The organism is Butyricicoccus faecihominis, assembly GCF_024462775.1.
Classification (GTDB): domain Bacteria; phylum Bacillota; class Clostridia; order Oscillospirales; family Butyricicoccaceae; genus Agathobaculum; species Agathobaculum faecihominis_A.
The window spans coordinates 48,264-67,026 of record NZ_JANGCE010000010.1 but is presented as its reverse complement, the minus strand read 5'-3'; the positions used below and the strand labels follow the sequence as shown (position 1 = coordinate 67,026).

Here is an 18,763-nt window from a genome sequence, read left to right as displayed (position 1 = left end):
AACGTAGCAAGCATAGGGAGTGTAGCCACACTCCCGGAAAATCCCCGTTCCCGGCCACCCTACCGGGCCGGGGATTTTGCTTGTTGGGGGAATCCCCAAACCCTTATTTTTCAGAAAGGATGTGATACATGAATGCCTTACAGCTCTTATGACCGCGACACTCTGGAACCGGCCAGCACCATGCGGATTGAGCGTAATATCTATTTTGAAAGCGGCAAAAGCGATATTTCCGAGCTGGCCGCCCTACCTTTGGAACGGTTACAGCAGATGCGGGAGGAAAGCGCCGCTGCGGAGCAGGAAGTGTTTGACCGCTTAAAAGCGCAGGCCGCCGCATGGGAGGAACAGGCCGGAAAGACCTTATTCCTTGATAAAGCCATTGAATATGTACGGACGCCGCAGGCCACCCATACGGCGAACCAATGGGAAACGCCGGATGAATACCGCCATATCCGAAGCAACGCCGTCTACCAGATGTCTTACTCCATTTCGGAGAACACCCGCTATGACAGCACGGCGAAAAAATCAATTCCCTATTCGTGGACGCTGCGTTGGAGCATTTTTACGAATGGGCCGGGCGACTACCAGCGGGCCAAAATCGCCGGGCAAGATCGGAAAGTCTTTGCCAGCCGGGAAGAACTGGACAAATACCTTAATGGGCGCATCAAAGCCTACGAGCATTTATTTACCGAGACTTTCCCGGCCATCCCACAGGAGTACGCCGACTGTTTCAAGGTAAACGGCTGCCTGCTTCCCGGTTATACCATCGAGGGCCAGCAGGCCGAAACCAAAATAGACAAGGCCGCAGAAAAGGACGCGCCGGAGCCGCCCTTATCCGCGCCTGTTTCAGAAAGGAGCGACCGCATGAGCGAAGTGTTTTCTATCCAGCTTCACAACCGCCAGCTCTACGAGCAAAGCGGGGATGGCGTCTGGCTGGATTTGCCTACCACAACTGAAAAGCTGCAAGCGGCCCTGCGGGAGATCGGCATTACTGCCGACAATCCGCAGGACTTTTTCATTAACGGGTATTCTTACCCGGAGGACAGGCATCTTGCCTTGCCCTATGAAATGGTGCTTCACTCCGACGTGGACGAATTGAATTTCCTTGCCGCCCGGTTGGAAACCCTTGACGACGCCGCGCTTGCGGAGCTGAACGCCGCCCTGCAAAATCCGAAAGGCGGCTTTGAGAACATCGGCCAGATCATCGACTACCCCGACAATGTGGACTACTATGTGCATCTTCCCGATGTCCAAACCCCGTCGCAGTTAGGCGACTACTACTTAAACCGTTCCGGCATGGTGGAGATGCCGGAAGAATGGAAAGGCGGCATTGACCCGGCCCGCTTCGGCCAGCACGTCGCCGGACAGGAGCAGGGCGTTTTCACAGAATACGGCTATCTGGTGAAAAGCGGCGACGAGTGGCAGCGCGTCCATGAGGGCCAGCCTGTCCCGGAGGAATACCGGGTGATGGCCTACCCCGCGCCGGACGTGCTGCGTGAGGAAAGCAAAGCACAGCCAGCGCCGGAGCGACAAACCGCCGAGGCACCGCCGCCCGTTGTCCCCATCATCCTAAACGGCCAGAACAGCGCCGACCGCATGAAAGAGATTACCGACCGTCTGGAAACCGGCATACAGGAGCTTTTCGAGAGCGAACGCTACAAAGCCTATCTCACCTCCATGTCCCGGTTCCATAGTTACAGTTTCAACAATACGCTGCTGATCGCCATGCAGGGCGGCCAGCTTGTGGCGGGCTACAACAAATGGCGGGATGAATTTCACCGCAACGTCAAGAGAGGCGAAAAGGGCATCAAGATACTGGCCCCGGCCCCATTCAAGACGAAAAAGGAAGTGCCGAAGCTGGATGAACATGGGCAGCCGGTCATTGGCAAGGACGGCAGACCCGTCACCGAAACAAAAGAAGTACAAATTCCGGCCTTTAAGGTTGTTTCCGTCTTTGACGTGAGCCAGACCGAGGGGGAGCCGCTTCCCTCCCTTGCCGTGGACGAGCTGGCGGGAAGTGTTGAGGACTATCAGGACTTTTTTAAGGCGCTGGAACAGACTTCCCCGGTTCCCGTCGCCTTTGAGGACATCCCCGGCAGCTCTCACGGCTACTACCACCTGACGGAAAAGCGGATTGCCATTCAGGACGGCATGAGCGAATTGCAGACCCTAAAGACTGCCATCCACGAAATCGCCCATGCCAAGCTCCACGCCATTGACCCGGAGGCCCCGACCACCGAGCAGGCCAACCGGCCAGACAGCCGCACCCGCGAGGTACAGGCCGAAAGCGTGGCCTATGCGGTTTGCCAACACTACGGACTGGACACATCGGACTACTCTTTCGGCTATGTGGCCGGTTGGAGTTCCGGCAGGGATTTGAAAGAGCTGAAAGCCTCCCTTGAAACCATCCGGGCCACCGCCCATGAATTGATTACCGCCATCGACGGCCATCTTGCCGAGCTTCAGCAACAGCGGCAGGCCCAGCAGACCGCCGAACCGCCGGGGCCGCCCACCGTGGAACGGGCTGCCGAACAACCAGACCCGGACAGCGTGTTTTCCAAGCTCTCCCCGGAGCAGCAGCGGGAAATGACGGACAGCGTAAAGGATATGCTGCAATCTTTGGTGGAAGCCGACCTGAAAAGTAAAGGCACGGTATCGCAAGGGACGTTAGAGGCCATCCAGACGCAGGGCTTTGTTTTGGCCGGGGATGGGAAACTGGAAAAAGCCCCGGAGCAGAACGCAGTGACCGCCGCGCCGCTTACGGATTTGCAGAAAAAGGCGGTGCAAATCTCCAACCGCTACAAAGGCCTACCCTTGCAGGCCAAAATTGATATAATCGCGCAGGCGTTCGGCTGCAAGACGGGCAAAATTGAAACCTCCCCCTGTACCGGCAAATGGCGCGGCACAAGCGACATTTCTATCAGATTTGATAACGGCGTATCCCTATTCATCGGCAATCATCTTACGCCAAAAGCCAAAATCGCAAAAGTACAGACAGAATGTGTCAACAGTGCTTTGGTGCAGTATAACCCGGAGATCGTCAGAGCCACCAAAGAAGCAGCCCTGCCCGTGCTGTTGCAGCGGGAAGCCAAGGATAACGAGATCGCGGCCCAAAAGGGATTGAAGCCCTACACCATACTGAATGTTGAATTTAACGATGGTGCGGATGATAAAAACGGCGGGTATATGGGCTGGTACTATGTGACGCTGGCTGTTGACGGTAAAATCTGCGCTCACATGGAAACGGGGCTAAACCACGCCATTGCGGACGGCAAGGTTAGCGAAACGCCCACACGGGAGAATTATTTTGCAGCGGGAGCCTTGAAAGAAACGGATGTTGATTATGTTTTCAATAACGTGGGCTTTTCCTCTGCTTCGGATTTATATTCGCTGCATATCCCGGAGGATGTGCGGGAACGTGCGGAAAAGGCACTTGCGGAGCGCGAACAGACGCAGAACAGCTTTTCCATTTATCAGCTTAAAGACGGGCCGGAAACGCGGGACTACCGCTTTGAACCCTACGACCGCTTGCAGGCGGCGGGGCTGGCCGTTGACCGGCAGAATTATAATCTGATCTACACGGCCCCGCTGGACGGCAAAACCACGCTGGAGGACATCTACCGTACATTCAACATCGACCATCCCGCAGACTTCACCGGCCACAGCCTTTCCGTTTCGGATATTGTTGTGCTGAACCGCAGCGGAAAGCAGGAGGCCCATTACTGCGACAGCTTCGGCTTTCAGGACGTGCCGGAGTTCTTTATCCAGCGGGAAAAGCAGCTTACGCCGGATGCCTTGCTGACCGGCGAGAGCATACAGACGCCAAGGGGCAGCTTCCATGTAACGGATATGAGCCGGGAGCAGATGGAGGCCGCAGGCTATGGCTTCCACCACCAATCCGAGGACGGCCAGTACCTTATCATGGGGAACAGCACACAAGCCTTTGCCATCCTCGCCCAGCAGGAAAGCCCCATCAAGGCCGCCGAAATGACGACCGAGCAGAATACCAACATGATTGACGGCGTACTAAATAACGCCCCCACGATGGGCGAGTTGGAAGCCAAGGTCAAGGCCGGGAAGCAGGTTTCTCTATTGGACGTGGCGGAGGCGGCCAAGGCGGAGGCGGTAAAGAGCGGCCAGCGCCACAAGGCCCCACAGGAGAAACAAAAGCCCTCTATCCGGGCGCAGCTAAAGGCCGCCAAAGAGGAACAGGCCAAGAAGCCACCGGCGCGGGAAAAGTCAAAGGAATTGGAGGTGTGACGATGAAACAGTTTACCGTAGAGGAAGAAAACCTAATCTGTATGTATCACAGGAGCAACCGCCGCAGGACGGCGTGGAGTATCCGGGAAGCTCTGCCGGATATGGACGGGGAAATGCGGGCGCTGGCCCAGCAGACCGCCAACAAGATAGACACCATGAGCGACGCCGACTTTGAAGCGCAGCAGTTCCATTTCACAGACGAGTAAACCACCCAAGCAGGAAAGAAGCGCAGGACACGGGGGCCGTATGGCCTCCATGTCCTGCGCTCTTTCTTTTTGCCTGTTCCTACGCATTTAGACCGCTGTTTCAGCGGGGATTTGATAATTCATTCAGCCACCCCGCCGACCGCTTCTAAAAAGCCCTAATTTTCCGGGATTTTCAAGGCCCTAAATGCGTAGACAGCAGGTATCTTTTCCGCTGGCGTTCCGCCTCCTTGCGGCGGCGCATCCTGACCGCGCAGACGGGGCAATATTTCGCCCGGTTGGACTTCGGCGTGAACATGGCCCCGCACACGACGCAGCGTTTCACATTGTCCCTGCGCTCCATGATCTCGGCATACAGGGCCGTGTCCAGTGGGAGGACGGCGGCCTTAAACCACCGGCACAGCAGAGAATAGGAAATGCTCTGGACGCAGATACATTCCTCTCCGTCGTCCAGCAGCAGGCAGTTCCCATTGTCGTTGTTGCAGCATTCATGCGTCAGCCTCCGGGCCTTGCGGTATTGGCAGTAGTTCATTCGCGGTATGTTCATAGCTCCTGTGTATGCTCCTTTCCCGGCGTCCCCCGCAAAATGCTGTCCACATTCTGTTTGATGATACCGTATTCTTGCAGCTCCTTTTTCACTTCGCCGTACTTCTCATACAGCCGTTCCTTTTCCTCGTCCAACTTCCGGTACTCCGCTTTCAGGGCGGCCAGATCGGGGAGCTTCGTTACCCCGGCGTCCTTTAGAGCCTTTGCCGCCGCCTCGCACAAAATAAGCTGGCTTTCATGTTCCCGCCGGAAACCGGCCTTGTCTTTGGCCCTGCGGTATTCCAGCGCCACGGGCCGGGTCTGCTTGTAGGTGGTGAGGTTCTTTATCAGCACCGCCATTTCCCCAAGCCTGCGCTCCGCTGTTTTCAGAGCTGCGGCGGCCTCGTCGTTGGCCGCGCTGATCTCGGCCACCCTGCTTTCCAGATCGGCGTATTGGTCTATGCCGTGTTCCGTCAGGAAGTTCAGCGCCTTTGCGGCCTGCTTCAAGTTGTGGAGCTTCGCCCATCGTGCGTAGCCCGCGCTCTGCTGGGCCTTGATGTTATTCTCCAAATCAATCCGCAGGGTGACGCCCTTTTGCGTCTGCTTCGGCCCTCTGTCCACGGCCAGCCCCACGACGCGCCGGGTGATGGCTTCCTCGGTGTAGTTGTCGCCCAACGTCTTGCAGCGGGTAAAGCGTTCCTGTCCGTGGGCGCGGAATGAGATAAACTTGCCCCGCTTGATCTCATAGCCCTGCAACTCCATGAGCCGCAGAAAATCGTCAAAGTCTTTGGACTGCGGGATAGCCGCGTCAATGGCGATTTTCAGTTTGACTTTCCAGCTCTTTCCCTTGCGCTGGGCGTCCCATTCAGCGTAGCTCTGGCCCTTGCTCTGGCCGGGCTTCACCACGGACAAGCCGTTTTCCCTGCACAGCCTGTCGCTGGTGCGCCGGATGTAGGCATAGCTCTGTTTGTTGGAAATGTACTTGCGCTGGTTTACCATATCCACGGCGCAGAAAATCAGGTGATTATGGATGTGCCCCTTATCAATATGCGTCGTCAGCACATAGGGGTATTTCCCTTGCAACACTTCGTCGGCAAGCTGCCGCCCGATCTCGTGGGCCTGCTCCGGCGTGGCCTCCCCCGGAGCAAAGGACTGGATCAGGTGGTGGGCCAGATTATTGCCCTTTTTGTACGCCTGTTCCAGCAGCATTTCAAATTCAATATCCGCTGTTTCGTAAGAGCAGCCATGGGAGGACACCAGCAGCTTACCGTCGGTCTTGTCCGGGTTTTCGATGTAGTCAAGGGCTTTTTTCAGCGTTGACTTGACAGGATGTATCTTTGTAACTGCCATATCTCGGCCAGCGCCCCCTTAATGTCCTCCACGTCCTGCGCGTACACAGCCCCGGTACTGTTGATACGCCTTGCAATCTGGTTGACGTTGACACCGATCTTTTGCAGCTCTGCGGTCTGCGCCCGGATGTCGCTGGTGTCCATGTGGACGATATAGCCGTCAATGAGCATCTTCCGGGCGTAAGCCGAAAAGTTCTTCGTGTGGAGCTGGGCCATCTTCTGCTGTATCAATGCCCGTTCCTCCGGCGTCACAGGGACGCGCAGCACAATGTTCCGTGTTCGGTTCGTCATGCGGTTTCCCTCCTTTCTCACAGGGGTTTGGGGACTTCCCCAACAAGCAGAAACGGACGCGGCCCGGCAGGGGCGGGGCTGGCCGGTTTCCGGGAGTGTGGCTACACTCCCTATGCTTGCTACGTTTCTTATCCTCCGCTACTACAACGCCCGAAACGCTCCAATCTGCCCGCAAAATACCGGCGTTCAGCGAAAAAAAACGCAAAAAAATAGAGAACGCTTTTCACGTCCTCTACTCTTTGATTTTGATAGCTCCGTCAATGGCTCCCTCGATAATCGGCAAATACGGTTCGGGACACAGCTTTAATTTGTGGCCGACCCTCTGGCGCTGTTCGCTGCCCTCTGGCTCTGCTTCCGGGTGGAAGTAGCGTTCTATGGGGAGCTTGCATATCCTCGCCAGCTCATAGAGTACCGGGACGCTGGGAAGATCGCCGCTGTTTTCAATATTCGCAAGATACCGGGGATCAATGTTGACTTTTTCGGCTAACGCCTTACGGGACAGGCCCAATGCTTTACGTGCCTCTTTAATGTCCGCTCCAAGTGTTTCAAAGCCCGGATATTCCTTTCCTTTTGCCATATCACAACCTCCACCTACATTCTATAATTCATAGTCTGTGGTTGGAATGATGTAATATGCGCTACTGTTGCAGTTTATAATTCTTGTTAGGCTATTTTAGCGGTAGTTCTATTCTTATACTCAATCCATGTGGAGCAGTATGGAAATAATGTATCTTGCCTTGATGCGCTTTAACAATCTGTTTTACGACTTTAAGGCCCAGCCCATGATCTATCCCATCAGATTGTTCCTGTGTACTGGAAATATCCTCATCATGGTTGAGCGAGTTCAAAAGCGGTTCGCTAATCCCTTTCCCATTATCAGATATAGAAAAAGAACACGCTTCGTCATTGATACCACAGGTAAGGCTTATTTTACATCCATTTGGATTGTGAACGATGCTGTTGTGTATCAGATTACTTAACATTCGTTGCAGTAATGAGCTGTCACCGTTCAAGCAGGCAGTTTTTCCCGGCTGTTCTTCTGAAAATTCTATTTCGTACTGATCTGAAAGTCCCTCATTGAGAAACTCACTCACCACCTGCCGAGCCAGTTCTACCGGGTTAAGATTTTGCTTCTGGATTGGCTGCATGGAATATTCCAGCTTCGTTGTCAAATTCAGATCGGCAACTAAATCCTTCAATTTTTCACTTTGCCTACGGATGATTCCGGCCTGTTTCTGTGTATGCTCCGGTAGGCCCGTTGTATCTTCAATTTCACTGGCGTAGCCTAAGATCATGGACAACGGTGTGCGTATATCATGGGAAACTCCCCTTATCCATACAGCACGGGTATTATCCTTTTTCATCAGATAGTCACCGGCTTTGTTCAGACCAGCATTGATCTCGGCCAGTTCACCGACTTCTTCTAAATGAAAGGGTTTTCCACTGGAAAGGTTGCGAATACCCTTTAGAATTGGCCCCATAGCTTTTTCCACACGGTAAGTATTGCGAACAAATAAAAATATCATCAAAAAAATATTGACAATGAATGCTGCCGCGATACAGATCATCATTGGCCGTACATATCGAGAATTAAAAGAGAAGTAATAATTCACAACGTCCCCCGGCGGCAATCCAATCACTAAAAGTCCATCGTCACGCTTCCAGATGTTAATAGGGTAATCTTCAAGATACCAGCGGCTAAACATGGCAATATCTGTTGCAGTATAGCGTTTTGGAAAATCTTCCGGCAAGCCATTCTCCCAAACAACCGTACCATTGTCATCTAAGATCATAGCCCAAGCGTTTGCACCATGCAGTATTTCCTGCGCCTGCTGGTCTGCGGAAAATGTACCATCGTTTATTACATGATTAGAAAAATCTTCGGTAGGGAAATGAGCGGCGGTCGTATTGTTAAAATAAAAAATGACCAAATAGGCCCCTGCCAACAACAGATTCACGGCGACAAAAAGAACGACAATCCCTATGGTCGAGGATATATAACGACGAAAAAAACGCTCTACGGTATTCATCGTTTCGCCCCCTTGACGTTAAGACGATAGCCGATTCCTTTTATCGTAACAAGCGCAACCGGCTTTGATGGGTTTTCTTCTATCTTTTCTCTTAGATGTCGAATATGTGTTGCCAATGTACTTTCATATCCCTGCCAATATTCACCGCAGACAGCTTCACATAAAGTTCCTGTGGTTATGATTCGTCCTGCATTTTCGTACAGCTTTGTAAAGAGTTGTAATTCCTTTGCCGTCAGAGGAACGCTTTCACTTCCGCGTTGCACAATGACCTTTTCCAAATCCACCGTTGCGGCGTCAAAATACACCTTGCGCTCCTGCTCTGGGTAAGTGCGTTTCAAAATAGCCTGCACCCGGAATAACAATTCCTTTGGTAAAAAGGGCTTTAGCAAATAATCGTCTGCCCCGTTTTCAAATCCTGTGAATTTATCCTCGGCCTCCCCGCGAGCCGTCAGCATGAGAACCGGGACTTTACTAGTTTTGCGTATCTCCTTTAATACCGCAAAGCCATCCATTCCCGGCATCATCACATCAAGAATTACCATGTCCGGCTGGTTCTCAATCCATATTTTTAATGCGGATTCGCCGGAAGCGGCAGTTAGGATTTTAGTATAGCCCGCCCGTACAAAAATGGACTGCACCATTTCCAACAGCTCCGCTTCATCATCCACTACAAGAATTGCCCTATCGTTCATACGGCCACCTCCTTTTTTCGTTCTGCTCCCATTATACCTCAAGAGAAGCCATTTGCCTATTCTGCCTCCCAAATCTCAAGGTAAACTCAAGGTTATCTCAAAGTTATCTCAAAGTTGGCGTGTTATGCTTGTTGGGCAAACAAAAAGGAGGTACTCGATTATGAGTGAATACATCATTGAAACGCATGATCTGACAAAAAAATATGGAAATCAGTCCAGTGTTTCTAGTCTGAACATCCATGTGAAAAAAGGCCGAATCTATGGCCTGCTGGGACGTAATGGCGCGGGTAAGACCACAACCATGCGGATGCTGCTGGGGCTGACAGTACCCACTTCGGGAAAAGTAGAGATTTTCGGCAGGCCGTTTCAGGGCAACGAAAAAAACATTCTGCCCCGTATTGGTAGCCTGATTGAATCCCCGGGTTTCTATCCCAACCTAACGGGAACAGAGAATTTGAAAATCTTTGCGGAGCTACGTGGTCTGAAAAATCCTAAGTACATTCAAAACGCATTGGAACTCGTCAATCTGCCATACCGGGATAAAAAGCTATTTTCTCAATATTCTCTCGGGATGAAACAACGGCTTGCGATTGCGCTGGCCGTCATGCACGACCCAGAACTTTTAATTTTGGACGAGCCAATCAATGGCCTTGACCCCATCGGCATTGCGGAAGTGCGTAATTTTATCCGGGAGTTGTGCGACGCAAGAGGAAAGTCTATTCTGATTTCCAGTCATATCCTTTCGGAAATATCACTGTTGGCTGATGACATCGGCATTATCGACCACGGCAAGCTGCTGGAAGAAGAAAGTCTAAAAGAATTAGAGGCGAAAAACGCAAAGTTTATTCATTTCTTCGTATCAGACGCTAAACGAGCTGCGCAAATCATTGAGCATGATTTTCATTGCAGCGAAATACGCTGTGCGGACACCAATAACCTTTATCTCTATGATTTTTCTCTGCCGGTATCTAAAGTCAACCGCGCCCTTGTGGAATCTGGCCTTGACGTAACAGAAGCCCATCTGTGTGAAGATACATTGGAGGATTACTTCAAGAAAATTACAGGGGGTGAGGGGATTGCTTAAGTTGATTCAATGCGAGTGCTGGAAGCTCAAACGGAAAAAATTTGTCCAGTTGGTTATGGCGGCATCTTTCCTGTTTCCTATTCCACTTACAGCAATCATTTATTACATGAATACTGCGCAGGGCAAATACGAAACGAAAGAGGCGGCCTTTGATGGCCTTTGGCAATCCGTTATGGGATTTGGTATGCAGTTACTTCTTCCCTGCATTCTCGGAATTATTGCGGCACTTCTGTTTTTTGCGGAACGTGACAATGACACTTACAAAAATTTACGGACAATTCCTGTCACCAGTACGCAAATGGTAATTGCAAAATGTGTTGTGTTGCTGGTACTAAGCGTCTTGTTTTGCGTATCGTCAACCGTAGCTTCTATGCTGTGCGGCTATGTTTTCTTTGGTGTATCCGGCGTCGTTTATAAACTGTTGTTCTCCGTGCTGATGGGATTTCTCATCGCCCTGAGCGCCCTGCCGCTGGTTTTGCTGATTGTCTTTTTCAGTAAATCCTATATATTTTCAATTTTGCTTTGCATTTTTTACAGCGTGTTCAATCTGATGTCCACGTTTACCATCACGGCGTTGCCTAAGTTTTTAGTCAGCATATTGCCTACTCCCAGCATTATGATTTGGGGGTCTGCGCAAATGGTTTCCCATATGGCAATCGGTGATGCGGAGGATTTGCAGAGATTTGTTGATCTGGGTCTGGTTCCATCTACTATTCAACTTTTCCTGACACTGGGGATAATCGGGCTGATCTCCATTCTACTGGCCATTTATCTGTATAAAAAAAGGAGTGAGTGATATGGCAGGAATTATAAAGACGGAATTTGAAAAACTGAAAAGATACTTTATTGTTTGGATTGGTATTGCACTGATGCTGCTTACTGTGCTGCTGACGATGTTCACCTCTATGGCCGACGATGGCATGGTCTGGAATTTTCAAGTTCTAAGCGAGCAGGTCATCAAAAATTTTACCACGCTTACCTTTCCAATGTGCATTACTCTTATTACTGGGTATATGATTTCGCGGGAAACCACGGACGATACTCTGAAAAATATTGTTATCGTACCAGTGTCGTATTCCAAGCTGCTCTTTGGCAAGATTATTGTTTCCTCTATTCTATCACTATTATTGGGAATGGTATGCTTTGTGTTTACGGTCGCTACGAACCTTGTCATGGGGTATAGTGGATTGACCATGCAAGCCGTTTTTATCAGTTTTGGGCAAATGGTTTTTTTGGCGCTATTTCTCTTTTTTGCAGTTATGCCGATTATCGTTGCGGTAAACAAATTGCGCGGCAACTTTCTCATTGGCGTAGTTTTAGCCTTTGTCTACGGATTCATTGGAATGTTTACAGGCAATAGTCTGTTTTCTTCCATATATCCTATTTCAGCCGCATTGGGTATGATTCATTACCGCAGTTACGAGGTGGGGGTCTATTGGAATACCCCTCTTTGTGCATTAAGCATTATTTCTATGTTTGCCATCGGGATTGCTATAATTTTCTTAGGTGGTCGAAGCAACATACATGAACCGAATATGAAAGAAAAGCGTGTTGTTCAGAAAAAAGGCTGGTAACTATTTTAATACTGATTCCTTAAGGAGGTCGCAAAGTACATGAGTAAAAAGAAAACTATTATCATCGGGGTTGGCGTAGCTGTAGTTGCCCTTGTCTTTATGACAGTTGCTTTTCTTGCCACGCAAACCAACACGAATTATTACACGCAGATTGATAATCGGTGGGTAACAGAGATCGCGCCTCACGGTGCTATGAACTACAAATACACTTTAAGCGCCTATGACGAAAAAGGCGCAGAGAAAGACATATCCTTTGAAACCAGCAAAATTTTAACAGATAATGCGTATCTGTGCCTGAAAGTAGCTCCGTTACGCGGTGTAGTTACATGGGCCGAGATTCAATATGAAGAATTGCCGCCTGCTATACAGGAACATTATTCAAGGTAACTTCTTAATCGAGTTGATACACTCGCTGAAAAACAATATATGACCTCAACTGCCGGACGACGGCAAAAGAAAAAAAGCCGTCGTGCAGCAGCCCTTTTCCCGTGCCTTGACTGGCGGCTTTGAGAAATCGAAGCCGCCGTTTCTTTTGCTCAAAGTAGAGCGTGTGACTGTATATTTGCGTGAAGCCACGGCGGCAAAAGGAGATTGCCGCCGTGCTTATTTTATCTATTCCCTTTTACTCTGACCGCTCAAAAAAAGCCTTGATCCGCCACAGGATAGGCACGGCCACGAATATGAACTATATCATGTAAGAATTGAACTTAGCACTTCTCTCAACGCCCGGCTGGTCTGCCACCAGCCGGGCGTTTTTTGTCGTTTCCTGCGGTCTGCTTTGCGGGCCGAAATAAAATTCAACTTTTTTCAGAAAAGGAGGCATTCAGCGGGCAGCAGACGGTATCGCAGGATTGGTAGTAGCGGAAAGGGAGAGTACCACCTAAATCCCCCACGGAAAGGGGGTGAGAAGATGGAAACGAACCCCCGCGACTATGGCGAGCGATGCCGGTTTGACGCTTTTTGCAAAACGGTACTGCGGAATGAAGCCAGAGCTTACCTGCGGAATATGAGGCGTCAAAGAGATCGTGAAACGATGTTCAGCGACTTATCGCAGGTGGAGCTGGACAAGCTCTGCACGGTAGACTGCTATCCCAGCGACAGCTTTACTTTTACTTCGCACGGATATGAGTTACATATCGACAACGAGCTTGTGGCCGAAGCCTTTGCCAGCCTGCCAAAGACGGAGCAGAGCATTTTAATTTTGCATTGTGTTCTGGATATGGCAGACGGCGAGATCGGTGGCCTGCTGGGAATGAGCCGCAGCGCAGTACAGCGTCACAGGGCCAATACCCTGAAAGAGCTGCGAGAAAAATTGATGGCGTTCATGCCGAAAGGAGGTTGACGCGGATGAAAGAGCCTATCCACAGAGGCAAAGAGCTTTTGCCCCTTTCGGTCATTCACGCGGCTACCGCCGGGGATGCCGGAGCTGTGGAGCGTGTCTTACGGTACTATGGCGACTACATGAACAAGCTGTGTACCCAGACGCTCTACGACGAGGACGGTTATCCCCATGTGTGCGTAGACGAGTACATGAAGCGCCGTCTGGAAATCAGGCTTATCCAAGCGATCGTCAAGACCTGACGATACGGCCCCCGGCCAGAAAAGCGTCTTACCCTTTCCACGCCGGACTGTCCCCCGGAGGCCGCATAGCTGCACCTTGAAAAAGAAAGCGCAGGAAGAAAATGCCCGCGCAGCATAGGGCAGACGGATACATTCTGTCTGTACCGAGCCGGGCGGCTGGTGCGCCAAGAGGTTTTCCCCTATGGAAAAGCGGAGCGATCAAACCGGGCCGTAATGCAAGCGTGGCGGCTTGCGGGCGACGACGTGCAGGCAGGACAATGATACTCCCTTGTCGTCGTAGTCCGAGCGTTCAAAGCGTCGCAGGCAACGAGCAGGGCCGCGTGAGAACCACGCCGGGGGTGAAAGTCCCGTGGAGCTGTGCCAGCAGCCATCCGTTTTTCTGCCCATTTCGTTTTTTACCGATGAAAGCGAAAGGGGGCTACTGTATGAACAGTACAGTATCAAATCAGAAAGAAGCCGCCCCTGTGGTACGCAAGTACGAGATCGGGGGCGTTCTCTATATTGTGAAAGCAACCGTCAAGGATGGAGCCACCGAAAATGCGGTGGCAAAAATCCATCGGCTGATACAAAACGATTTAAGCAAACAAGCCAATCAAAATTAAGACTTTTTTCATATCCTAAAAGCTGACGGGCGGGGCCTGATATGGTATAATAATACCGTATCAAAGCCCCGTTTTCCGGCTGCGGAATAGGAGGCAAACATGAGTAAACAGCCGGAAATGGTGACTGCACTTTATTATCGTGCGGCACGGAAAAATGATACAAACCTGAACCTTGACAATCAAATGTACCAACTGTTGAGCTATGCACAGCAGCATGGAATTGACAGCTTCGTCCTTTATGCCGACACCGGCGTTTCAGGACTGACCCTCGACCGTCCCTCGCTTGCGTCCCTGTGGGCGCATATTCGCGCCCGGCGCGTAAAGCAGGTGATCGTCGCCAGCGTTGACCGCATCAGCAGAAACACGCTTGACAGCCTGCAATTTGTTGACGCCGCCGCCAAGTACGGCGCGGCGGTGATCTCTATCAGAAAGGGCGGCGGGCCGTTGGCCGAAAGTGAAATCTTCTCTGCAATCCGTTCTTTAGTGAAAGGCGGTGAGCAGAAATGATGAACACGAATATAGGCCCTGTCGGTTCGTTCCAACGCATTGTCAATACGGCCCCTTTGAGCGAGGAAGCGCGGACTGTCATTCAGAATACGGTGCTTCAATTCTACGTCCATAACCAGCCACAGGAGGACGAAGCAGACGGCATTACCGCCTGTTACGAACGCCTGTCCCAAGAAGATAAGCTGGACGGCGAGAGCAACAGCATCAGCAACCAGAAAAAAATTTTGGAGAAGTATTGCCGCGACCACGGCTATACGGCCATCCGGCACTATGACGAGGACGACGGATATTCCGGGACGAACTTCAACCGGCCCGGCTTCCAGAGGATGCTTGCCGATATTAAGGCGGGCAAGATCAAGCGCGTTATCGTCAAGGATATGTCCCGCTTCGGGCGCAACTATCTTCAAGTCGGGATGTACACGGAAATGCTTTTCCCGGAGTATGGCGTTCATTTTATCGCCGTCAACGACGGCGTGGACAGTATCCGGGGAGACAGCGAATTTACCGCCATCCGCAACGTATTTAACGAGATGTACGCCAAGGACACCAGCAAGAAAATCCGGGCCACATGGCAATCCAAAGGCCGTTCTGGTGAACACCTTACAACCATCCCGCCCTATGGGTACAAGAAAGACCCGGAGGACAAAAAGAAATGGCTGATTGACGAGGAAGCCGCCGCCATCGTGCAGAAAGTATTTGCGCTGTGCGTGGACGGTTTGGGGCCGACGCAAATCGCTAAGTGGCTGCGTCAAAATAAAATCCTGAACCCTACCGCCTATTGCCGTCAAAAAGGGCTGCCCTGTTCCAACAAGCCCACGGCAGACCCCTGTAAGTGGACGAACGAAACCGTTTCCCGGATGCTGGAACGTATCGAGTATTTGGGGCATACAGTGAACTTCAAGACCACCAAGCAATCGTTCAAGAGCAAGAAAAAGCTGTGGAACGACCCGTCCCAATGGGCTATCTTCGAGAATACGCAGGAGCCGATCATTGAGGAAAGCGTGTTTGTAATCGTACAGAATATCCGTCAGGGGCGGCGGCGTCCTACCAAGATGGGCGATATGGGGATGTTTTCGGGGCTGCTGTACTGTGCGGACTGCGGCGGCAAGATGTATCTGTGTCGGGCAAACCATTTCAAGCCGGAGCAGGAATATTACATCTGTTCCACCTACCGCAAAGACCGTACCCGTTGCAAGACCCATTCCATTCGCCGCGTTATCCTTGAAGAAATCGTTCTGCGGAACCTGCGGGAAGCCATTCAATATGTGACCCAGTACGAGGAAGACTTTATCAAGCGGGCGGCAGATCGAAGCCTGCGGGAACGGGACAAGGAGCTGGCGCAGAAAAAGGATGTGCTTGCGCAGGCCGAGAAACGGATTGCCGAGCTGGACGTTATTTTCAAACGCATTTATGAAGATAACATTTCCGGCAAGCTATCCGATGAGCGGTTTATCAAGCTGTCCCGCGACTATGAGCAGGAGCAGGAAAATCTAAAGGGCGTTGTGGAACAACTGCGGCAGGACGTGAAGCAGCAGGAAAAGGAAAAGCTGAACGTCAAGAGTTTCATTTCTGCGGTCAAGAAGTACACCGACATGACCGAGCTTGATGCCAGCGTTTTGCGGGAGTTCGTCGAGAAGATTTACATTTCCGACGTTTACACCCCCGACGAAAACGAGCCACGGGTAAAGGTGCGGGAAATCCAGATCGTGTATAACTTCATTGGTGCATTTGATTTTGAGGAAGCAAGGGAGCAATCCCAAGCAGCCCAAAAAATAGCGAAAGTCGGCGCAGCTTAACGGCTGCACCGACCTCCACATAAATGTTTTCTTACGTCACCGCCCTATTAGGCGGGCTTTCCTTTTTTATAAGTTATCCACATTCTGTTGATAATAAGATTCAAACAGACGCATCATCAGGCCGACATGACGTTGCTCACCCATGTGCCGCAGATACTTCCAGCAAGAAATACCGGTGATCAGCCCGCCGATCGTGCAAACGATGATATCCTGCATCGTATCGCCGACGCCGGTCGTTGCAACCTGCTGTGGATCCGGACCGGTAAAGGAAACGATATATTCCCATATCTCCCAAAGCACCGCGCTCATCATGGAAAACATCCAAGTATAAAGGGCAGCGTTAAAGGCGTCCGCCTTTTCGCGCCGGTGTCCGGGTTTCATGGAAAAATAAACGACCGTGCCCAATACCGCGAATAAGAAACCGGATAAAAAGTGCAGGATTTTATCCCAAATCGGGATCAGCTCATAGCCGCCGAACAAACTGGCAAAGGATACGGCCGCCAGAACGAACAAATCAAAAATAATCTCCAGCAAATAGACCGGGCGCAAATGGAACACACGATACAGCAACAGCGGTACGGCGGGCAGCAAAAACGCGGCCGCCACCAAAAGAATATTATAGATCGCGGCATCGCGTTTTAAGGCAAAAATGCCCGCGCAGATCGTGAACACATAATAAAAGATCAGCGTGCCGGTTCTTACACGGCGCAGGCCTTTCTGTTCCGTATCGTCCGCCCCCTTATTTGTATTTTTGGTACTCCCCCACGGCCAATTCGTCACAGCGGTTATTATAGGGATTGTCCGCATGACCCTTGACCCAATGGAACTTTACCTGATGTTTGTCCAATAAATCAAGAAGCCTTCCCCACAGCTCCGGATTTTTCGCGGGTTTTTTATCTCCCTTAACCCACCCTTTGGCGCGCCAGCTTTTGGCCCAGCCCTTGGTAATGCCGTCCACCACATATTTGCTGTCCGAATAAAGATCGACGATGCACGGCTCGGATAGCGCCTCCAGCGCGGTGATCACGCCGAGCAGCTCCATGCGGTTATTGGTGGTCATGGGTTCGGAACCGGACAGCTCTTTTTCAAATTTTCCGTATTGCATAACCGCGCCCCAGCCGCCCGGTCCCGGGTTGCCCGAACAAGCGCCGTCCGTATAGATCGTCACGTTTTTCATAGTATCTCCCAAATGTTTTTTTCTTATTATAGCATAATTGGGTGAAGAAAAAAATGCTAAAAGCTTTTTTACATCCGATTAAGTGTATTTTCAACAAAAATTAAAAATTTAGACTATAATGTAGGTGAATGAGGAGGTATAAATTATGGATAGCATCTGTAAGGACTGCAAATATTTTCGCCAACACTATATTAAATCGAGGAAAAATTATGAAGAGATTTTTTGCGGACACTGCGTCCATCCACGATTAAAGGACCGCAAACCAAATACGCCATCTTGCGCGCGGTTTCAAGAAGCAAAAGAGAAAAAGAATTAGAGTGGTAAAAGCCGCAAAACGGCGGGGTGACCTCACCTCGCCGCCGCATTCACAGGGTGAAGCAAATTCATAAAAATCTTGACAGCCTCTCCTATATGTGATATATTTATCTCACAAAGATACAAATACATCACATCTGAAAGGTTGATTTCTATGACATTGCCAATGCTTTCTTTGACGCGCGCCAAGCTGATCAGCGTTATTTCTTGGGCTATCGTTGTCTTTTTTCAATCCATGGCCCTGTTTTTTCCGGTCAGAGGGTTGCCGGTCCCATTGAAGATTGTCATTACCGTGATTCTTCTTGCGACCGTGGTAGCCATTATTTACACCACGCTCGGCTCCAAGGTGGAAAAACCGGATGAACGCGCGGCGCAAAACAATTATAAGGCAAATTCCATGCTGTACGATGGCTTTTTCCTTATATTCGCCATTTTTGTGCTGCTAAGCAGCCGGCTGAATATTCAGGCCGTTTCACTCTCGCGCAGCGAAATCATTTTGCTATTTGCCGTTTTGAACCTGCTGCACGACGGTATTTTTCTGCTTTATGAACGTTTTGGGCGCTGATTATGCTGCAAACAAAAATAAAGGAACTGCGCGCCGCTCACAGCATGGATCAGGCCCAGCTGGCCGAACTGGTCGGCGTGCGCCGCGAGACCATAGGACGGCTGGAAAAGGGACAGTATAATCCTTCCCTCAAGCTGGCGATGGATATCGCAAAGGTATTTGGGCTTCGTGTGGAAGAAATATTTACCTTCACAGACGAATCATAAAAAAGGCTC

Annotated in this window: 22 protein-coding genes; 14 read left to right on the top strand and 8 right to left on the bottom strand. The window is 50.8% G+C overall.

Annotated elements, in window-relative coordinates; all coding sequences use genetic code 11:
- Nucleotides 1-132: 132 nt before the first annotated feature.
- Nucleotides 133-4,257: a YodL domain-containing protein gene (locus NE562_RS07375; RefSeq protein WP_280961770.1), complete on the top strand. Its 4,125-nt coding sequence runs from the start codon at nucleotides 133-135 to the stop codon at nucleotides 4,255-4,257.
- Nucleotides 4,258-4,259: 2 nt separating this feature from the next.
- Nucleotides 4,260-4,463, top strand: a complete 204-nt coding sequence (locus NE562_RS07370) for a transposon-transfer assisting family protein (RefSeq protein WP_280961769.1) — start codon at nucleotides 4,260-4,262, stop codon at nucleotides 4,461-4,463.
- Between the two features lie 172 nt (nucleotides 4,464-4,635).
- Here the strand turns inward: NE562_RS07370 and NE562_RS07365 are convergent, their stop codons facing one another.
- The 6 genes from NE562_RS07365 to NE562_RS07340 all read right to left on the bottom strand — a co-directional run bounded on the left by NE562_RS07365 (nucleotide 4,636) and on the right by NE562_RS07340 (nucleotide 9,347).
- Nucleotides 4,636-5,007 carry a cysteine-rich VLP domain-containing protein gene (locus tag NE562_RS07365; RefSeq protein ID WP_280961768.1) on the bottom strand — a complete coding sequence of 124 codons (372 nt, stop codon included), beginning with the start codon at nucleotides 5,005-5,007 and terminating at the stop codon, nucleotides 4,636-4,638.
- Nucleotides 5,004-6,335, bottom strand: coding sequence for a relaxase/mobilization nuclease domain-containing protein (locus NE562_RS07360; protein WP_280961767.1), 1,332 nt, complete (start codon nucleotides 6,333-6,335; stop codon nucleotides 5,004-5,006). Before NE562_RS07360 ends, NE562_RS07365 begins: the two co-directional genes overlap by 4 nt.
- Nucleotides 6,296-6,625: a MobC family plasmid mobilization relaxosome protein gene (locus NE562_RS07355; protein WP_280961766.1), complete on the bottom strand. Its 330-nt coding sequence runs from the start codon at nucleotides 6,623-6,625 to the stop codon at nucleotides 6,296-6,298. The genes NE562_RS07360 and NE562_RS07355 overlap by 40 nt, the downstream gene beginning before the upstream one ends.
- A gap of 232 nt (nucleotides 6,626-6,857) precedes the next feature.
- Nucleotides 6,858-7,202 (bottom strand): helix-turn-helix transcriptional regulator, encoded by a 345-nt coding sequence (locus NE562_RS07350; protein WP_280961765.1) that lies wholly within the window; start codon nucleotides 7,200-7,202, stop codon nucleotides 6,858-6,860.
- A gap of 91 nt (nucleotides 7,203-7,293) precedes the next feature.
- Nucleotides 7,294-8,655: a sensor histidine kinase gene (locus NE562_RS07345; RefSeq protein ID WP_280961764.1), complete on the bottom strand. Its 1,362-nt coding sequence runs from the start codon at nucleotides 8,653-8,655 to the stop codon at nucleotides 7,294-7,296.
- Entirely contained in the window at nucleotides 8,652-9,347 is a 696-nt protein-coding gene (locus NE562_RS07340) for a response regulator transcription factor (RefSeq protein WP_280961763.1), read from the bottom strand. The genes NE562_RS07345 and NE562_RS07340 overlap by 4 nt, the downstream gene beginning before the upstream one ends.
- Before the next feature lie 160 nt (nucleotides 9,348-9,507).
- Here NE562_RS07340 and NE562_RS07335 point away from each other — a divergent pair, with 160 nt between their 5' ends.
- From NE562_RS07335 to NE562_RS07290, 10 genes are all read left to right on the top strand, one after another.
- Entirely contained in the window at nucleotides 9,508-10,431 is a 924-nt protein-coding gene (locus NE562_RS07335) for an ABC transporter ATP-binding protein (protein ID WP_280961762.1), read from the top strand.
- Nucleotides 10,424-11,227 carry an ABC transporter permease gene (locus tag NE562_RS07330; RefSeq protein ID WP_280961761.1) on the top strand — a complete coding sequence of 268 codons (804 nt, stop codon included), beginning with the start codon at nucleotides 10,424-10,426 and terminating at the stop codon, nucleotides 11,225-11,227. Before NE562_RS07335 ends, NE562_RS07330 begins: the two co-directional genes overlap by 8 nt.
- 1 nt (nucleotide 11,228) lies before the next feature.
- Nucleotides 11,229-12,005 carry an ABC transporter permease gene (locus NE562_RS07325; protein ID WP_280961760.1) on the top strand — a complete coding sequence of 259 codons (777 nt, stop codon included), beginning with the start codon at nucleotides 11,229-11,231 and terminating at the stop codon, nucleotides 12,003-12,005.
- Between the two features lie 39 nt (nucleotides 12,006-12,044).
- Nucleotides 12,045-12,392, top strand: coding sequence for a YxeA family protein (locus NE562_RS07320; protein ID WP_280961759.1), 348 nt, complete (start codon nucleotides 12,045-12,047; stop codon nucleotides 12,390-12,392).
- Nucleotides 12,393-12,474: 82 nt separating this feature from the next.
- On the top strand, nucleotides 12,475-12,636 hold the full coding sequence (locus NE562_RS07315; protein WP_280961758.1) for a hypothetical protein: 162 nt from the start codon (nucleotides 12,475-12,477) through the stop codon (nucleotides 12,634-12,636).
- Between the two features lie 279 nt (nucleotides 12,637-12,915).
- The gene (locus NE562_RS07310; RefSeq protein WP_280961757.1) at nucleotides 12,916-13,347 is read left to right on the top strand and encodes a sigma-70 family RNA polymerase sigma factor; all 432 of its coding nucleotides are present in this window, start codon (nucleotides 12,916-12,918) and stop codon (nucleotides 13,345-13,347) included.
- A gap of 5 nt (nucleotides 13,348-13,352) precedes the next feature.
- Complete coding sequence (locus NE562_RS07305) at nucleotides 13,353-13,586, top strand: helix-turn-helix domain-containing protein (protein WP_280961756.1); 234 nt, start codon at nucleotides 13,353-13,355, stop codon at nucleotides 13,584-13,586.
- Nucleotides 13,587-14,011: 425 nt separating this feature from the next.
- Complete coding sequence (locus tag NE562_RS07300; protein ID WP_280961755.1) at nucleotides 14,012-14,188, top strand: transposon-encoded TnpW family protein; 177 nt, start codon at nucleotides 14,012-14,014, stop codon at nucleotides 14,186-14,188.
- Nucleotides 14,189-14,287: 99 nt separating this feature from the next.
- Nucleotides 14,288-14,695, top strand: a complete 408-nt coding sequence (locus tag NE562_RS07295) for a recombinase family protein (protein WP_280961754.1) — start codon at nucleotides 14,288-14,290, stop codon at nucleotides 14,693-14,695.
- Nucleotides 14,692-16,491: a recombinase family protein gene (locus NE562_RS07290; RefSeq protein WP_280961753.1), complete on the top strand. Its 1,800-nt coding sequence runs from the start codon at nucleotides 14,692-14,694 to the stop codon at nucleotides 16,489-16,491. Before NE562_RS07295 ends, NE562_RS07290 begins: the two co-directional genes overlap by 4 nt.
- A 66-nt stretch (nucleotides 16,492-16,557) precedes the next feature.
- On the opposite strand, the gene NE562_RS07285 is transcribed toward NE562_RS07290, so the two are convergent.
- Both NE562_RS07285 and rnhA read right to left on the bottom strand, forming a co-directional pair.
- Nucleotides 16,558-17,271 carry a hypothetical protein gene (locus NE562_RS07285; RefSeq protein ID WP_280961752.1) on the bottom strand — a complete coding sequence of 238 codons (714 nt, stop codon included), beginning with the start codon at nucleotides 17,269-17,271 and terminating at the stop codon, nucleotides 16,558-16,560.
- Entirely contained in the window at nucleotides 17,231-17,668 is a 438-nt protein-coding gene (gene rnhA / locus NE562_RS07280; RefSeq protein WP_280961751.1) for a ribonuclease HI, read from the bottom strand. Before rnhA ends, NE562_RS07285 begins: the two co-directional genes overlap by 41 nt.
- 481 nt (nucleotides 17,669-18,149) lie before the next feature.
- Here rnhA and NE562_RS07275 point away from each other — a divergent pair, with 481 nt between their 5' ends.
- Nucleotides 18,150-18,548, top strand: a complete 399-nt coding sequence (locus NE562_RS07275; protein ID WP_280961750.1) for a hypothetical protein — start codon at nucleotides 18,150-18,152, stop codon at nucleotides 18,546-18,548.
- Nucleotides 18,549-18,550: 2 nt separating this feature from the next.
- Nucleotides 18,551-18,754, top strand: coding sequence for a helix-turn-helix transcriptional regulator (locus tag NE562_RS07270; protein WP_280961749.1), 204 nt, complete (start codon nucleotides 18,551-18,553; stop codon nucleotides 18,752-18,754).
- The last annotated feature ends 9 nt before the right edge of the window (nucleotides 18,755-18,763 follow it).